Annotated in this window: 1 protein-coding gene and 1 pseudogene; both read right to left on the minus strand. The window is 65.2% G+C overall.

Features of this window, described 5'->3' with window-relative positions; genetic code table 11:
• Nucleotides 1-754, minus strand: a 754-nt coding sequence (locus ACFWJO_RS38560; protein WP_386872860.1) for an NAD(P)/FAD-dependent oxidoreductase, incomplete at its 3' end; no start/stop codon positions are given.
• Between the two features lie 111 nt (nucleotides 755-865).
• Nucleotides 866-1,484, minus strand: a pseudogene (locus ACFWJO_RS38565) (NADH:flavin oxidoreductase); the annotation flags it as partial.

The following is a 1,484-nucleotide window of genomic DNA, read 5'->3' on the forward strand; positions in this document are numbered from 1 at the left end:
GTCCCTTGACGAGTTCGCTGCGCGGGTCGTGACCGATGGCGACGAACATGCCGGTGACGTCCAGCGTGGAGGTCTCACCGGTGAGGGTGTCGCGGATCACGAGTCCGGTGACGCTGTTCTCGCCCAGGACCTCGACGGGCGCGGCGTTGGTCACGAACCGGATCTTTGCGTTCGCCTTGGCGCGCTCGAGCATGATGCGGGACGCGCGGAACTCCTCGCGGCGGTGCACCACGGTGACGCTGCGGGCGAAGCGGGTGAGGAAGGTGGCCTCCTCCATGGCGGAGTCGCCGCCGCCGACCACGACGATGTCCTGATCCTTGAAGAAGAATCCGTCGCAGGTGGCGCAGGCGCTGACGCCGCGGCCGAGCAACTTCTCCTCCCCCGGAATCCCCAGGTAACGGGCTGCGGCGCCCATTGCCAGCACGACTGCGTGCGCCTGGTAGGTCTCGCCGTTCACGACGACCTTCTTGATCGGGCCGGTGAGGTCGAGTTCCTCGACGTCCTCGGTGCGGATATCGGTGCCGAAGCGCTTGGCCTGCTCGCGCATCTGGTCCATCAGGTCGGGTCCCATGATTCCCTCACGGAATCCGGGGAAGTTCTCGACCTCGGTGGTGGTCATGAGGGCGCCACCGAACTGGGTCCCCTCGAACTGCAGCGGTTCGAGTTCCGCGCGCGCCGCGTAGACGGCTGCGGTGTATCCGGCAGGTCCCGAACCAACGATGATGAGTTCATGAACCGTCGATGGAGTGGTCATGCGGGCCTTCCAGTAGTGAGGGGTGCTCAGTCGTATGGATCAACACAAGACTAAAGGGTGTTGTTCCCCGACTGCAGGTGATACCGGTCGCTCCCCTCGCAGGCGCCCTGATCAGCGCAGAGTCTCCCGGATGACGCAGCGCGTGCCCGTGTAGATGGTGGGCATGCATTTGTTGCAGTGGATACACAGACCCTCGGGCACGTGCAGGTCGCGGAATTTGTTGACGAGGTCCGGGTCGCGGAGCAGGGCGCGCGCCATCGCGACGAACTCGAACCCTTCGCCGAGTGCGTTCTCGATGGTGTCGAGCCTGTTGACGCCGCCGAGCAGGATGAGGGGCATCGACAGGGCCTCACGGAACTGCCGGGCCATCGGGAGGAAGAACGCTTCCTCGAACGGGTAGGTGGGAAAGATGCGCGGTCCGTACACCTTCAGACCCCAGCCCACCAACTTGGGCTGTGAGGCAACGAATTCCGCCATCGGGACCTCGCCGCGGAAGAAATACATCCCGTTGAGCAACGAGCTGCCGCCGGTGAGTTGCAGTGCGTCGAGGTGCCCGTCGGCTTCGAGGAGCTGCGCGATGCGGAGACTGTCGTCGAGCCACAGCCCTTTCGGAACACCGTCCGTCATGTTGAATTTGGCCGTGACGGCCATGGAGTCGCCGACGGCGTGGCGCACTCTCTCGACCACTCGCCGGGGGAAGGCCGCCCGCCGCTCCAGGCTGCCCCCGTAC

The organism is Streptomyces sp. NPDC127092 (assembly GCF_042722475.1).
Lineage (GTDB): Bacteria > Actinomycetota > Actinomycetes > Streptomycetales > Streptomycetaceae > Streptomyces.